General features: G+C 70.4%; 13 protein-coding genes. 3 read left to right on the plus strand and 10 right to left on the minus strand.

The genetic code is table 11. The annotated features are described in order from the left end of the window. Window positions 1-10 precede the first annotated feature (10 nt). The 6 genes from ASG74_RS06605 to dapE all read right to left on the minus strand — a co-directional run bounded on the left by ASG74_RS06605 (window position 11) and on the right by dapE (window position 6,079). Window positions 11-1,312: a hypothetical protein gene (locus ASG74_RS06605; protein ID WP_056140490.1), complete on the minus strand. Its 1,302-nt coding sequence runs from the start codon at window positions 1,310-1,312 to the stop codon at window positions 11-13. Then, the gene (locus tag ASG74_RS06610) at window positions 1,309-3,456 is read right to left on the minus strand and encodes a hypothetical protein (protein ID WP_056140494.1); all 2,148 of its coding nucleotides are present in this window, start codon (window positions 3,454-3,456) and stop codon (window positions 1,309-1,311) included. Before ASG74_RS06610 ends, ASG74_RS06605 begins: the two co-directional genes overlap by 4 nt. Continuing rightward, the gene (locus ASG74_RS06615) at window positions 3,453-3,872 is read right to left on the minus strand and encodes a hypothetical protein (RefSeq protein ID WP_056140497.1); all 420 of its coding nucleotides are present in this window, start codon (window positions 3,870-3,872) and stop codon (window positions 3,453-3,455) included. The genes ASG74_RS06610 and ASG74_RS06615 overlap by 4 nt, the downstream gene beginning before the upstream one ends. After that, window positions 3,853-4,146, minus strand: a complete 294-nt coding sequence (locus ASG74_RS06620) for a hypothetical protein (protein ID WP_056140501.1) — start codon at window positions 4,144-4,146, stop codon at window positions 3,853-3,855. The genes ASG74_RS06615 and ASG74_RS06620 overlap by 20 nt, the downstream gene beginning before the upstream one ends. Before the next feature lie 34 nt (window positions 4,147-4,180). Beyond that, window positions 4,181-4,915, minus strand: a complete 735-nt coding sequence (locus tag ASG74_RS06625) for a TIGR00730 family Rossman fold protein (protein ID WP_082569686.1) — start codon at window positions 4,913-4,915, stop codon at window positions 4,181-4,183. An 81-nt stretch (window positions 4,916-4,996) separates the two neighbouring features. Then, window positions 4,997-6,079, minus strand: a complete 1,083-nt coding sequence (gene dapE, locus ASG74_RS06630; RefSeq protein ID WP_056140505.1) for a succinyl-diaminopimelate desuccinylase — start codon at window positions 6,077-6,079, stop codon at window positions 4,997-4,999. A gap of 82 nt (window positions 6,080-6,161) precedes the next feature. On the opposite strand from dapE, the gene dapD reads away from it, so the two are divergent. After that, window positions 6,162-7,085 carry a 2,3,4,5-tetrahydropyridine-2,6-dicarboxylate N-succinyltransferase gene (dapD, locus tag ASG74_RS06635; RefSeq protein WP_056140509.1) on the plus strand — a complete coding sequence of 308 codons (924 nt, stop codon included), beginning with the start codon at window positions 6,162-6,164 and terminating at the stop codon, window positions 7,083-7,085. Beyond that, on the plus strand, window positions 7,085-7,969 hold the full coding sequence (locus ASG74_RS06640; protein ID WP_056140512.1) for a hypothetical protein: 885 nt from the start codon (window positions 7,085-7,087) through the stop codon (window positions 7,967-7,969). The genes dapD and ASG74_RS06640 overlap by 1 nt, the downstream gene beginning before the upstream one ends. Window positions 7,970-8,078: 109 nt before the next feature. Here ASG74_RS06640 and ASG74_RS06645 read toward each other — a convergent pair whose 3' ends face one another. The 3 genes from ASG74_RS06645 to fdxA form a co-directional block, all read right to left on the minus strand. Continuing rightward, entirely contained in the window at window positions 8,079-9,377 is a 1,299-nt protein-coding gene (locus ASG74_RS06645) for a citrate synthase (RefSeq protein ID WP_056140516.1), read from the minus strand. A gap of 102 nt (window positions 9,378-9,479) precedes the next feature. Next, entirely contained in the window at window positions 9,480-10,625 is a 1,146-nt protein-coding gene (dapC, locus tag ASG74_RS06650; RefSeq protein ID WP_056140518.1) for a succinyldiaminopimelate transaminase, read from the minus strand. Window positions 10,626-10,627: 2 nt separating this feature from the next. Further along, the gene (fdxA, locus tag ASG74_RS06655) at window positions 10,628-10,957 is read right to left on the minus strand and encodes a ferredoxin (protein WP_056140522.1); all 330 of its coding nucleotides are present in this window, start codon (window positions 10,955-10,957) and stop codon (window positions 10,628-10,630) included. Window positions 10,958-10,977: 20 nt separating this feature from the next. On the opposite strand from fdxA, the gene ASG74_RS06660 reads away from it, so the two are divergent. Beyond that, window positions 10,978-12,027, plus strand: a complete 1,050-nt coding sequence (locus tag ASG74_RS06660) for a GNAT family N-acetyltransferase (protein ID WP_162252787.1) — start codon at window positions 10,978-10,980, stop codon at window positions 12,025-12,027. A gap of 19 nt (window positions 12,028-12,046) precedes the next feature. On the opposite strand, the gene ASG74_RS06665 is transcribed toward ASG74_RS06660, so the two are convergent. Beyond that, window positions 12,047-13,762 (minus strand): VanW family protein, encoded by a 1,716-nt coding sequence (locus ASG74_RS06665; protein ID WP_056140528.1) that lies wholly within the window; start codon window positions 13,760-13,762, stop codon window positions 12,047-12,049. Window positions 13,763-13,770: the final 8 nt, after the last annotated feature.

Consider the following 13,770-nt stretch of genomic DNA (forward strand, 5'->3'; position numbering starts at 1 on the left):
CCGGGGTCGCTCACGGCGGTCGGGAGCCCCAGGGCGTGTAGGTGAGCAGAGCGCAGGTCCACCACACCAGTCCGGCCACTGCGGGCACGAGCAGCGCCAGCACCCGCCTGCGCCAGTGGGGCACGATCGACTCCCCCGTCGAGGTGCGCATGGCGACGCTCGCGAGCAGGGCCGCGATCGGGAAGTCCAGCAGCAGGAAGCGCCACATGCTCGTGATGGGTCGCAGGACGGCGAAGAGGTACAGCGGGTAGGCCACGGCCCACACGCGGACCTCGATGGGCAGCCACCGTCCGTGCCGGCCCAGGATGAGGGCGATGTAGCTCCCGCACAGCGCCACGAGAACGGCCACCCCCGCGACTCCCCGCCCCTCCCAGGCCCACTCGAGCCAGAGGACGAACGGGCCCGATCCGGGGTTCTGGCCCCAGGCCGCCTGCACGTCGAAGAACGCCATGGGGATGCCGCTCACCACCCCGACGACAAACGGCCATGCCAAGCCGGACAGCCCCGTGACGACGAGCATGAGGGCGGCCGAGGCCCGCTGCCCACGCAGGGGGGAGACACCGGCGGCCCGGTCCTCGCGGATGCGCACGACGAGGTGGATGAGTGCGGCACAACCCATGGCCGGAGCGACGCCGCGGGTGAAGCCCAGCGGTACCGCGAGCATCGCCACGACGGCATACCGCCGCCTCATGAGGTAGAGCAGGGAGGCGGCCACGAGGACCACCGCGAGGGGCTCGGTGTAGGCCTTGAGCATGACCCCCGTCGCCGGGTAGAAGCACCACAGGCAGGCCGCCACGAGCGCGAGCCGCTCACGTCCCGGCTGGGGATCCGCGTGGAGGCCGTGGCGGAAGAGGGCCCAGATGAGGACCGCGCCGAGAGCGCCGAGCACGAGGTTGAGGGCCACGGCACCCACCGTGAACGGGATACCGAGAGCCATGAGCCCCTTCACCATGAAGGGGAACAGCGGATAGAAGGCCCATGCGCTGTAGGTGAGCTTCCCGGAGGCAGGGTCGGCGGGAAGCGGAACCGGGTAGCCCTGTGTGGCAACGGTTTCGTACCAAGTGCTGTCCCACAACCCGATGAGGTCGGCCACGGTCGGGTGGAGGTGCCCCACTCCGGCCGGGTTCTGGAACCAGGTCGCGGCGATCCACAACGCGACCAGCGCGACGATGCGGGAGAGGACGTAGGCGCCCAGGATGGTGCGGACCGGGTGCGCGAGCGCGACACCCGCCACGTGTGAGCGCCCAGCGGGTGTCAGGAGCGAGCGTGACGCCGATGGCGCCCGGATGCCACCGGCGGTACCCACCTTCATGAGCGCAGTTCCCGCACATCCCACACGAACACGTCCTCGACCTGCTGGGGCTCGCCCAGGACGGTGACCAGCGAGTCGCGCAGGGCAGCGGTCTGCGGCCGCATCGGCAGCACCACGGCGTCGGTGCGCCACGCTCGCAAGTCCGCGTTGAACTGGAGGCGCTGGGCCTCGGTGGCAGGGGTCACGACGTTGGCGGCGTTGACGTCGTAGAGCCAGAGGGACAGGGGACGCCGGGATGCGCCGTACTGGCCGCCGCGATCAGGCTGGCCGTCGGGTCCCACGAAGTAGCCCTCGACGAGAGGGAAGGCCATCGTGTCCGCGGCCAGCTGCCAGTCGAACGCGCGGGCGTCGACGATGTCCGTGGGAGGCACCGCGAGGATGGAGCCGCCGTGGCTGAAGTTCCGCCACGCGTCCCCGGTGAAGAACGTGGGCACGGCCGGGCGTGGGTCGACCTGGAGTGCCGTGGGCAGCACGGGCAACAACGCCACGACCGCGGCGGCGGTCACGATCCCCGCACCGATTCGGGGCCACCATGTCGGCAGGTCCAGCTCTGCGGAGTCCTCCCGACGCGAGGGTGCTGCCCTGACGGCTGCGTCGATGCCGACCGCCAACAGGCCCGCGACGGCGGGGACGGCGATCATGGCGAACCGGGTGGGCAGGACGTTCTCGAGAACGGGCAGCTGGTCCAGGGGAGCCCACAGACTCGGTATGCCGGTCGGTTGCCCGTGGAGCAGCACCTGCTCCCCCAGCGAGAGCCAACAGGCGAGGAGCACCACTGCGGCCAGGGCCTGCACGACGGGGCGCCGGATGAGGACCAGCACGATGACGCCCACGAGCAACCACAGGGGGACGCCGAAGAAGGCGTTCTCCTCGGTGCGGTTCATCGACACCGCCGCGGAGGCCCACGGGTCAGCGCCGAAGGTGCGGGTCGCCCTGCCCCAGAGCGCGGCGAGGTCGTTGCCGGCAGGCGGGTGGTAGATCGAGGTGTAGCTCTGCCGGCCGAAGAACTGCCACCACAACGGGACCGCCAGGAGCACGAGGCAGATCGCGCCGGCGATCGTGGCGCCGGGCAGCATGCGCCGCACGTCGATCCGGCCGTGCACGAGGAGGACGAGCCCGGCGAGGAGCATCCCCACGGCGGCGAGGAGCAGGGGTTCCTCACCGATGAAGACCTGCCACGTGACCAGCAGCGCGAGCAGCACCGAGTCCCGCAGACGCCGCGCCCCGTTCCCGTCAGCAAGGCGCCAGACCCGGTCGATGATCACCGGGATGAGGAAGAGCGCGACGAAGTTGGGGTGGCCGTTCGCGTGCGACACCATGGCCGGCGCGAAGCCGGTGAACCAGCCTCCGACGGCGGCGCCGGTGCGCCCGATTCCTCGCCGGCGCAGGAACCAGAACCACGCTGCCGCCGTCCCCGCGAGACCGAGCAGCTCGACGACGAAGAACGTGACGTGTGCGCTGGTCGCCAAGGTGAGTGGGGCCAGGGGAATGCCGAGGCCGGTGACCGCGGCGTTGGCCATGAGGTTGACCCCGTCGGGGAAGTTCTGACGGTCGCTGAACAGCGGGTTCGACAGCGTGCTCACGTTGTGGGCAGAGGCCCCGAAGTACCACTCGAAGGCCTGGTGGTCCTGTACGCCCTGGGACAGGTAGCCCGTCGAGGTCCGGCCGATGAGCCCGGAGAGGACGTGCAGAGCCGTGGCGACGTAGGCCGCGACCACCGCGAGGTCCACCCACCCCCACCCCACCGCAGCGTCCGCGGATCTGGTCGCTGGAGCCACCGTTTCCGCAGACGCAACGGTGGGGCCGAGGGCGCGGGCGCCCCTCGTCCCGGCCGGGTGTGACGACGTCGGGGCTGCGCCGCGCAACAGGGCGTCGTTGACGGCGATCTGGGAGTCGAGCCGCTGCAACGCCTCCTCGACCCGGTCCACCGGGTAGCCGAGGACCTGGAGCCGGAACTGCTGGCCGCCAGCCGCGCCGTGCTCGGCGTCCTCGCCGCCCACACGACCAGCCACACCACCAGCCACACCACCAGCCTCACCACCACTCGCACGGCCGAAGCGGGCGCTCTCGCGCCTGGCGAGGAACCAGGACAGGGCGAGGGCGCAGAGCACGACGGGGAGGCTGAGGCGCAGCGCCCACGTCATGCGTCCACCGCCACCAGCCGGTCGACGACAGGACTGAAGATGAGGGGTCCCAGGACGTCACCCACGCGCCTCGTGACGCCACGCAGGCCGGGCACCCCGAACCAGAGCTCCTCGGTCCACGTCAGACGGGACCCACCGGCATACGGGATGACGACGGCCTCGGCCCACCCGCTCAGGCGACCGGTCTTGCGTACCCGCCACCGCCGGGGCGCCTCCCAGACCTCGATGACCATGGGGTCGTCGAAACGCAGCGGCCCGAGGCGGGTGCGCACCATGAAGCCCCAACCCGGCGCCGGTTCGCCCGGGTCGGCCATGGTCGTCGTGAGCGGAACCGTGGCCGTGTGCTCGCGCAGGGCGGCGACCCGCAGCCACAGCTCGACCGGGGGCAGCGACGAGTCACGCGTCAGGGTGAACATGACCGTCCCGTCCGGCGAGCTGGCGCTCCTGGTCGGCCAGCCGGTCACGGCGGGAGTCCAGCGCCTTGTCGACCTCGGCCGGTGCGTAGCCGTACAACGTGCTCCCCATGCTCAGCACGTCGACGTCAGAGCTCCGGACGGTCTGCGGCAGCTCGAGGGGCGCTCTCGTGGTCGTGGGCTCGGCCAGTCCGGCGACCTCGAGCCGACCGGTCGCCACCAGCGCCGTCACCGTGACGACGGCGGCGGCGAGAAGTGAGAGAGCAACCCATTCCACGTCGCGATCCTAGGGGCGAGCGGGCCGATGACCCTCACTCCGGGTGCGTGCCCGTGCCCGCCGGCGTGTCCTTGGTGCGCCCCCGGTCCGAGGCGACGATGGCGGCGACGGCCTCGTCCACGTCGTCGGTGAGGGTCACGAGGTCGAGATCCTTGGCACTGATGGTCCCGGCCGACAGGGCGGACTGTCGGAGCCAGTCGAGCAGCCCCTGCCAGTACGAGGTGCCCATGAGGACGATCGGGAAGGACGTGACCTTCTGGGTCTGCACCAAGGTGATGGCTTCGAAGAGCTCGTCCAGCGTGCCGAAGCCACCGGGCAGGACGATGAAGCCCTGGGCGTACTTGACGAACATCGTCTTGCGCGCGAAGAAGTAGCGGAAGTTCACCCCGAGGTCGACGAACTCGTTGAGGCCCGTCTCGAACGGCAGCTCGATGCCGAGGCCGACGGAGGTCCCTCCCGCCTCACAGGCACCCTTGTTGGCCGCCTCCATGGCGCCCGGGCCGCCACCGGTGATCACGGCGTACCCCGCCCCCACGAGGGCCGCACCGACGCGCTCGCCGAGCGCGTAGGTCGGGTCGTCGGGCCTGGTGCGCGCAGAGCCGAAGACGCTGACAGCAGGCCCGAGCTCGGCCAGGGCACCGAAGCCCTCGACGAACTCCGACTGGATGCGCATGACGCGCCACGGGTCCGTGTGGACGAAGTCGGCTGGACCCCGGCTGTCGAGCAGCCGCTGGTCGGTCGTCTCGTCGGGCACCTTGGAGCGACGCATGACGACCGGGCCCTTGAAGTAGTCCTGCGTCGCGTCCCAGTGCTTCGGTGTCTCGCTCGGTGCGTCAGTCACGGGACCAACCTAGGCGAGCCACCTGAGCATCGCCGCCTCGCAGGACACGAGCTGGTCGACCGGGCACCGCTCCTCGTCGTGGTGCGCGAGGTTGGGGTCGCCCGGCCCGAAGTTCACGGCCGGAAGGCCCATCGCCTGGAAGCGGGCCACGTCGGTCCAGCCCTGCTTGGCGATGACGTCGACGCCGAGGGCCTCGACGAAGGCCCTGGCCGCCGGCAGGTCCAGGCCCGGGCGCGCTCCCCCGGCGTTGTCGGTCACCTCGAAGGTCAGGCCGTCGAAGACCTCGTGCATGTGCGCGACCGCCTGCTCCTCGCTCATGTCGGGGGCGTAGCGGTAGTTCACCGACACCAGGCAGCGGTCGGGGATGACGTTGCCGGCAATGCCGCCGCTGATGCTCACGGCGTTGAGGGCCTCGCGGTACTCGAGGCCGTCGACCACGACCGTCCGCGGCTCGTATGCCGTGAGGCGGCTGAGGATGTCGGCCGCGTCGTGGATGGCGTTGTGCCCGTTCCACGGTCGCGCCGAGTGGGCGGCCGCGCCCTTGGTCGTCAGGTCGATGCGCAGCGTCCCCTTGCACCCACCCTCGACGATGGCTCCGGTCGGCTCGAGCAGGACGGCGAAGTCGGCATCCTCGATGAGGCCGGGCTGCTGCTCCTGGATGTGGAGCAGGCCGTTGAACTCGCTCTCGATCTCCTCACCCTCGTAGAAGACGTAGGTCACGTCGCGGCTCGGGGCGGGAACCGTTGCGGCAAGGCGCAGCTGGACCGCGACCCCACCCTTCATGTCGACCGTGCCCCGGCCCCACAGCACCTCGCCCTCGCCGTCACCGCCGGGAAGGCGCCTGGTGGGCAGGTTTGGCGGGTCGGTGAGTGGCACGGTGTCGATGTGACCGGCGAGGACGACCCGCTCACCGTGCCCGAGCTCCGTACGGGCCACGACGGTGTTGCCGATGCGCGTGACGGTGAGGTGCTCGAGCGGTCGCAACGCCTCCTCGATCGCGTCGCAGACGGCGGCCTCGTCCTGGCTCACCGACTCGATGTCGCAGAGCGCAGCGGTGAGCGTGACTACATCGGCAGTGAGGTCGAGCGGCATGCGCCGAACCCTACCGACGGGGATCGACGAGCGCGGCGAGGGGATGACCGAAGTCCACGGTCGGCCACCTAGGCTTGTCGCCATGACCGCGCGCACCGCACACGGCTTTGGCCTCCTCACCCTTCACGGCGACACCGTCCTCGACGCCTGGTTCCCCGCACCGGCACTGGGTGACGCCACCGGCGCCCAGGAGCCGGCCGCACTGACCGCTCTGGCGGGCGCGGACGAGGTGCGTGGCGTGACGCGCGAGCTGCAGCTGGTCGAGGTGGACCTCGACTCCGCCCCAGCAGACGCGGCTGACGGTTGGCTGCGCCTGCACCTCCTGTCGCACCGCCTGGCGGCCCCCAACACCATCAACCTCGACGGCCTGTTCGGTGTGCTCACCAACGTCGTGTGGACGAGCCAGGGTCCGTGCGCGGTCGACGGCTTCGAGCTCACCCGCGCCGCCATGAGTGCCCGTGGCCCGGTGCAGGTCTTCGGGGTCGACAAGTTCCCGCGGATGACCGACTACGTGGTGCCCTCGGGTGTCCGCATCGCCGACGCCGACCGGGTCCGCCTGGGGGCCCACCTGGCCAGCGGCACGACCGTCATGCACGAGGGCTTCGTCAACTTCAACGCCGGCACCCTGGGAACCTCGATGGTCGAGGGCCGCATCTCGCAGGGAGTCGTCGTCGGCGACGGCTCCGACATCGGCGGTGGGGCCTCGACGATGGGCACCCTCTCCGGAGGTGGCACCGAGCGCGTCTCGATCGGCGAGCGCTGCCTACTCGGTGCCGAGTCCGGCCTGGGCATCGCCCTGGGTGACGACTGCGTCATCGAGGCGGGCCTCTATGTCACTGCCGGCACCAAGGTGACCCTGCCCGACGCCACCGTCACGCGGGCCAGCGAGCTGTCCGGCCAGTCCAACCTGCTCTTCCTGCGCAACTCCGTGACCGGAACGGTGGAGGCACGCCCGCGCGACGGCCACGGCATCGTGCTCAACTCCGCACTCCACGCCAACGACTGATGCCCGCGAGTCGCGGTCGCCGGGTCGTCCTGGCCGAGGAGCAGCCGCGCCGCGGTCCTCGGTGGGTCGCGCGCGTCCTCGTCCTCTCGCTCGTCGCCCTCCTCGGACTGGGGGCCTGGTTCGGAGGGCGCAGCCTGTTCGACACCGTCCTCGGCGCGCGCTGCCAGGCGACGGCCGGTGGGAACTCGGTGCAGTTCGACCCCGAGCAGATGAGCAACGCCGCCACGATCACCGCCATCGCGCTGCGCCGTGGGCTGCCAGCACGGGCCGCGACGATCGCCCTGGCGACCGCGATCCAGGAGTCCAAGCTGCGCAACATCCGCTACGGGGACCGTGACTCGGTCGGCCTCTTCCAGCAGCGCCCCTCACAGGGCTGGGGCACCGTCGAGCAGATCCTCGAGCCCGAGTACACGACCAACAAGTTCTACGACGCCCTCGTGAAGATCAAGGGCTGGGAGAACGACACGATCACCGTCGTCGCGCAGAAGGTCCAGCGCAGCGCCTACCCGGAGGCGTACGCGGACCACGAGCAGGAGGGGCGCATCCTCGCCTCCTCCTTGGCGGGCCACTCCCCACGCGGTGTCGCGTGCCGCCTCAACGAGCCCGAGGGCGAGGCCGACGTGGCCCTCATCGGACGGCTGCTCACGTCCGAGTACGCCCTGCGGCCCACCGCCGCACGCGGCACCCTGACCGTCGACGCGCCCAGTGACCAGATCGCCTGGTCGATCGCCTCCTGGTCGGTCGCCAAGGCCGTCGACACCGGCATCACCGGGGTGACGATCGGCGACCGGCGATGGGTCCGCAGTCGCGAGTCGTCCGCCTGGACCTGGGCACGCACCGACGCACCCGCCCCCGGGCAGCAGGTCATCCTGCACCTCGGCTGAGCCGCCCGACCGGGCGCGGCCCACCCACCCACGGGCGACGGCCCCCGTCCTGCATCGTGCAGGGCGGGGGCCGTCGCGTATGCCGGGTGGCCGGCTGGCGCTGCTGGGGTCAGCGGCCGCTGATGGCGCGGTAGTCGCGCTCGGGCTCACCGGTGTAGATCTGGCGGGGGCGACCGATCTTGGTGTCCGGGTCCTCGATCATCTCGCGCCACTGCGCGATCCAGCCCGGGAGGCGCCCCATGGCGAAGAGCACGGTGAACATCTTGGTCGGGAAGCCCATGGCCTTGTAGATGAGACCGGTGTAGAAGTCGACGTTCGGGTAGAGCTTGCGCTCGATGAAGTAGTCGTCCTCGAGGGCGACCTGCTCGAGCTTGAGGGCGATGTCGAGCAGCGGGTCACGCACGCCGGTCTTGCCCAGGATGGTGTCCGTCGTCTGCTTGACGATGGCGGCGCGCGGGTCGTAGTTCTTGTAGACCCGGTGGCCGAAGCCCATGAGCTTGACGCCGTCCTCCTTGTTCTTGACCTTCTTGACGAAGGTGTCGACGTCACCGCCGGACTGCAGGATGCCGTCGAGCATCTCGAGCACGGCCGAGTTGGCCCCACCGTGCAGCGGCCCGGACAGGGCGTGGATGCCGGCCGAGACCGAGTTGAAGAGGTTGGCGTGTGCCGAACCGACGAGGCGGACCGTCGACGTCGAGCAGTTCTGCTCGTGGTCGGCGTGCAGGATGAGGAGCTGGTCGAGCGCCTTGACCATGTCCGGGTCGATGTCGTAGTCGGTGGCCGGGACGCCGAACGTCATGCGCAGGAAGTTCTCGGTGAGCGAGAGCTCGTTGTCCGGGTAGAGGAACGGCTGGCCGATGCTCTTCTTGTAGGCGTAGGCCGCGATCGTCGGCAGCTTGGCCAGGAGGCGGATCGTCGAGATCTCGACGTGCTCCTTGTCGAACGGGTCGAGGCTGTCCTGGTAGAAGGTGCCGAGCGCGGAGACCGCCGAGGACAGGACCGGCATGGGGTGGGCGTCACGCGGGAACCCGTTGAAGAACGCCTTGAGGTCCTCGTGCAGCATCGTGTGCTGGCGCACCCGCTCGGTGAACTCCGAGAGCTCGGTCTCGGTGGGCAGCTCGCCGTAGACCAGCAGGTAGGAGACCTCGAGGAAGCTGGACTTCTCGGCCAGCTGGTCGATCGGGTAGCCGCGGTAGCGCAGGATGCCGGCGTCGCCGTCGATGTAGGTGATGGCGCTGTTGCACGACGCCGTGTTGACGAAACCGATGTCGAGGGTGGTGTCGCCCGTCTCCTTGAGGAGCGTGGAGATGTCATAACCGTTGTTGCCCTCGGTGGCCTTCACGAGGGGGAACTCGAGTTCCCTGTCGCGGACCTTGAAGGTCGCGCCAGTGGCTGCGTCTGTACTCATCGTCTCTTCATTCCTCACGTCTCGGGCGAGGTCGCAGTGGGCGTCCCTCACGCACCTGTGACGCTACCTCAGACGCCGCGCGCGGGGGAAAACAGTGTCCGCTCAGTGCCCTCGCAGGCGCTCGGCGGCGGCGGCGATCCGCTCGTCCGGGGCGGTGAGGGCGATGCGCACGTGCTGTCGCCCGGCTGAGCCGTAGAAGGTGCCGGGGGCGGCGAGTATGCCGCGTGCGGCCAGGCGCTCCAGCGTCACCCACGCGTCCTCCCCGGCCGTGGCCCACAGGTAGAGGCCCGCGTCGCTGTGGTCGACCTCCAGACCGAAGGCGCGAACCCCTGCGAGCAGGTCCTCACGGCGCCCGCCGTAGACGGCCTTCTGTGCCTCGACGTGCGACGCGTCGCCCAGTGCCGCGGTGAGGGCGACCTGGATCGGCCACGGGACGATCATCCCCGCGTGCTTGCGCACCTCGAGGAGCTGCTTGACGAGCGTGGGGTCACCTGCGACGAACGCGGCGCGGTAGCCGGCGAGGTTGGACTGCTTCGAGAGGGAGTAGACGCAGAGCAGACCCTCGTGCGAGCCACCCGTCACCCTCGGGTCCAGGATCGACGGAGTCGTCGGTGCGGTCGAGCCGCCCCGGTCGGTGCGCCAGTCGAGCTCGGCGTAGCACTCGTCGCTGGCGACGACGACACCGTGCTGACGGGCCCAGGCCACGACCTTGGCCAGGTGCTCGACGCCGAGGACCTGGCCAGTGGGGTTGCCGGGGCTGTTGAGCCACAACAGCTTTGGGGTCGTCGAGGGCAGGAGTGGTCCGAGTGCGGCGAGCCCGTTGACCACCTGTGGCGTGGCTCCAGCCAGTCGCGCCCCCACGTCGTAGGTGGGGTAGGCGGCGGCCGGGAAGCCCACGATGTCGCCCGGCCCAAGACCGAGCAGCGTCGGCAACCAGGCGACGAGCTCCTTGCTGCCGACCGTGGGCAGCACCCCGTCAGGGTCGAGGTCGGGGACGCCCCGGCGGGTCGCGAACCACGTGGCCACCGCCTCGCGCAGGGCGGGCGTCCCCCAGGTCTGCGGGTAGCCGGGGGCATCCGAAGCCGAGCGCAACGCGTCCTGCACCACCTGGGGCGTGGGGTCGACCGGCGTCCCGACCGAGAGGTCGACCAGGCCCAGACCATCGGCCGTGGCAACAGAACTCGCCCGCTCCTTGAGCGGAGCGAGCGAGTCCCAGGGAAAGTCGGGCAGGTGCAGCAAGAGCGTCACGCTCAGTCGTTGTCGTGGCTCTGCGGCGGAAGGTCCGCGATGAGCGGGTGGTCCTTGGGGATCAGACCCATCTTGGCCGCTCCGCCGGGGCTGCCGAGGTCATCGAAGAACTCGACGTTGGCCTTGTAGTAGTCGGCCCACTGCTCGGGGGTGTCGTCCTCGTAGTAGATCGCCTCGACGGGACAGACCGGCTCACAGGCACCGCAGTCGACGCACTCGTCGGGGTGGATGTAGAGCGATCGCTCACCTTCGTAGATGCAGTCGACCGGACACTCGTCAATGCAGGCCTTGTCCTTGAGGTCCACACAGGGCTGCGCGATCACGTACGTCATACAGCCATAGTATGCCGGGCGTGCCCGCCTCATTCGACGCCGTCCGGATCGGTGCCCGTGTCGTCGTCCGCTGGCGGCTCGAGCGCTCCCACGAGGTGGACGCGCAGGGTCCGTCGATGACCGACTCGGTCGGGAAGCTGGTCGCCCGCACGCAGGGTGACCTCACCGTCGCGACCCGGCAGGGAGACGTCGTCATCCCCCGCGCCCGGATCGTCGCGGCCAAGGAGATCCCGCCGAGGCCGAGCCGAAGGGGGGCCGCGCACCTTGCCCTCTCGGTCCCGGACCTCCAGCGGGTCATGGGCCCGAGCTGGGGGGCGCTCGAGCGCGAGGCCCTCGGCGAGTGGGAGCTGCGCGCGTCGCGGGGCTTCACCCAGCGGGGCAACTCCGTGCTTCCCGTGGGCGACCCCGGACTTCCCCTCTCGAGCGCCGTGGACCGGGTCGAGGCCTGGTATGCCGTGCGCGGACTGCCTGCCAAAGCGGTTCTTGCCGGGCCGGTCGGGTTCGACCCCGTCTCGGACGCCCTGGGCGCCGAGCTGCTGTCACGGGGGTGGACCGTGGCCGACCGCACGCTCACCCTCACGGCCGCGACCGCCCAGGTCGCAGCGACCGACCCGGGCGGGCCCGACGTCCACCTGGACCCAGAGCTCGACCCCCGATGGCTGGAGGCCTACCGCCAGAGCCGTGCCTCGGTGCCCGAGGCAGCCCCCGGTGTCCTGCGGGGCAGCCCGCGGCAGCTCTTCGCCAGCATCGCGCTCGGTGGGGGCCTCGCGCAGAAGCTCGGGCTGAGCACGCCTGGCTCGCGCGCACCTGGTCCGGTGGCGATCGGCCGGCTCGGCATCGCCCATGGCTGGGCGGGCCTGGGCGCGGTGTGGACGGATCCCGACCTGCGTGGGCGCGGACTGGCAGCCCACCTCACGGCATCCCTTGCGGCGGCCGCGCTCAGGGAGGGGCTGCAGCTCATGCACCTGCAGGTCGAGGCCGACAACGACACGGCCATCCGGCTCTACGAACGACTGGGGTTCGCGAGGCACTCCAGCTACGTCTACGTCACCCGTCCGGGCGCCGGCTGACCCCACGCCGGCACCGGCACTACTTGGAGTCGGGGTGCGTGCAGTTGACGTCGTCCTCGGGGATGTAGTGGGTGTTGAAGTCCTCCGTGCGGAGTGCCTTTCCGCCCTGCAGGAACGTGCGTGTGACGGTGACGTCGAAGCCCGGCGTCGGCGTCTGCGTGACGCAGTCGGGCGAGTCGTCCGTGATCTTCTTGAAGGGCACGATGTTGCGTCGCGGCCCCTTCTTGGCGGTGATGTCCCACTTCTTGGTCCCGTAGAAGGCGACCGTGACCTGCCCGTTGGAGGACGTGGCACGGATCTGGACGCCACCGTCGGTGGTGTTGACCCACTTGTTGTCCGGGTAGGGGAAGGAGATGGTCGCCTCACGACCCTCCGGGTAGCGGGAGATGTAGAAGCCGTGGGGCATGTACTCGAGGAATCGCATGCCGGCGAAGAAGGCCGCGTTGAACACGGTCGTCGAGACCTGCGAGATCCCGCCGCCGTAGTTCTCGTTGAGCCGGCCGTCCTGGATCACGCCGCCCTTCTGGTAGCCCTTCTCGGGCGTGCGCTTGCCCAGGATCCCGTTGAGGCTGAAGGTGCCGCCCGGCGGGACGTAGGTGCCGTTGAGCGTGCGCGCGGCGAGCTCGATGTTGTGGACCCGTCCGCCGCCGTTGGGGTTGAAGTACGTCGTGAAGGTCGAGATCAGCCCCTTGGGCAGGGTCGCCTTGGCCTTCTCGGTCGTGAACGTGGGCTGCGAGACGGTGACCGGGATGATGGCGGCCCGCTCCGCGGAGGTCAGGGCGGCGGTGACCGGCGCCACGATCTTGCCGGTCTCGAGCGCGACCCCCGTCCTGGAAGGGACGACCGTGGCCTGCCCGCTGCGGTAGGTGACGGTCGCGTCCCTGGCCTCGGACGTCGCGTCGGCCTTCTCCGCGGCCCGGGTGACGGCCTCGATGATGCGCTTGTCGTCGAAGGCAGGCGTGATCTTGCCGCTGGCATCCGCGGGGAAGCTGATCGCGGGCGCGAGCGCGGCGGCGCTGATCTCGAACGTCTTGTCCCCCGCCTTGACGGCCACCGGACCCGACATCGCCTTGTCGGCGAACTCGGTCTTGACCCGCTTCAGCTCGTCCAGGGACACCTTGGGCGTCGACTCGGTCACCGGAGCGACGATGGGTGCGCTGCGCGGCCAGGACGACGAGATCGTCTCGACCGTCCGGTCGACCTGGACCTTCTGGCCCCTGACCGGCTCGGTCAGCGCCACCTTGCCGCCCTTGACCGAGATCGCCCCCTCCTTGGCCGGGACGGCCAGCGTCGCGGCCGCCTTGGTCACGGCCGCGGTGAGCCGGGACTCGTCGACGTGGGTCTTGAGGCTGTGCTCCCCACCGCCGGTGAGGTGGCCCAGGACCTTGACGGGGTTGAGGGTGAACCCGGTGAGGTCGCGGACCGAGGCGTCGAGGTCGACGCTGAGCCCGGCCTGCTCGGGGTTGATCTTCGCCGACTTCTCACCGGCGGTGAGGGTGACCGGCGCCGAGCTGCGCTCCTCGACACCCGCCGCAAGGGCCTTGCGCGCCTGCGAGGGTCCCATCCCGCCGACCTGCACGCCACCGACCTTGGTGTCGCTCGGCGTGCGGCCACTGGCGTACGCGGCCGCCCCGACATAACCGGCGATGAGCACGACGAGCGCTCCCAGAAGTGCCGCCACGGCACCTCGTCGGGATCGGGAGGAGCCCTGGGGCTGGTCGAGCCTGTCGGTCATGGTGGTCC

This window comes from Knoellia sp. Soil729, from assembly GCF_001427985.1.
Taxonomy (GTDB): Bacteria; Actinomycetota; Actinomycetes; order Actinomycetales; family Dermatophilaceae; genus Knoellia.

Bases quoted from the DNA above. Each gene is read 5' to 3' on its own strand.
- fdxA (WP_056140522.1), bottom strand. From the start codon at position 10,957: ATGACGTACGTGATCGCGCAGCCCTGTGTGGACCTCAAGGACAAGGCC.
- ASG74_RS06645 (WP_056140516.1), bottom strand. From the start codon at position 9,377: ATGAGTACAGACGCAGCCACTGGCGCGACCTTCAAGGTCCGCGACAGG.
- ASG74_RS06640 (WP_056140512.1), top strand. From the start codon at position 7,085: ATGCCCGCGAGTCGCGGTCGCCGGGTCGTCCTGGCCGAGGAGCAGCCG.
- ASG74_RS06615 (WP_056140497.1), bottom strand. From the start codon at position 3,872: ATGTTCACCCTGACGCGTGACTCGTCGCTGCCCCCGGTCGAGCTGTGG.
- ASG74_RS06610 (WP_056140494.1), bottom strand. From the start codon at position 3,456: ATGACGTGGGCGCTGCGCCTCAGCCTCCCCGTCGTGCTCTGCGCCCTC.
- ASG74_RS06605 (WP_056140490.1), bottom strand. From the start codon at position 1,312: ATGAAGGTGGGTACCGCCGGTGGCATCCGGGCGCCATCGGCGTCACGC.
- ASG74_RS06665 (WP_056140528.1), bottom strand. From the start codon at position 13,762: ATGACCGACAGGCTCGACCAGCCCCAGGGCTCCTCCCGATCCCGACGA.
- ASG74_RS06625 (WP_082569686.1), bottom strand. From the start codon at position 4,915: ATGCGTCGCTCCAAGGTGCCCGACGAGACGACCGACCAGCGGCTGCTC.
- dapE (WP_056140505.1), bottom strand. From the start codon at position 6,079: ATGCCGCTCGACCTCACTGCCGATGTAGTCACGCTCACCGCTGCGCTC.
- dapD (WP_056140509.1), top strand. From the start codon at position 6,162: ATGACCGCGCGCACCGCACACGGCTTTGGCCTCCTCACCCTTCACGGC.